General features: G+C 52.5%; 1 rRNA gene. It reads left to right on the top strand.

Annotated features, from left to right (window positions below):
• Positions 1-255, top strand: a 16S ribosomal RNA gene (locus H3H37_RS26355); the annotation flags it as partial.

Raw genomic sequence — 255 nt, 5'->3', positions numbered from 1 at the left:
CGCCTGGGGAGTACGGTCGCAAGATTAAAACTCAAAGGAATTGACGGGGACCCGCACAAGCGGTGGATGATGTGGATTAATTCGATGCAACGCGAAAAACCTTACCTACCCTTGACATGGCAGGAATTCCTGAGAGATTGGGGAGTGCTCGAAAGAGAACCTGCACACAGGTGCTGCATGGCTGTCGTCAGCTCGTGTCGTGAGATGTTGGGTTAAGTCCCGCAACGAGCGCAACCCTTGTCATTAGTTGCTACG

It is taken from the genome of Rugamonas brunnea, assembly GCF_014042345.1.
GTDB lineage: Bacteria > Pseudomonadota > Gammaproteobacteria > Burkholderiales > Burkholderiaceae_D > Rugamonas > Rugamonas brunnea.
The sequence above is the reverse complement of the archived record's forward strand: the minus strand, read 5'-3'. Positions and strand labels throughout refer to the sequence as shown.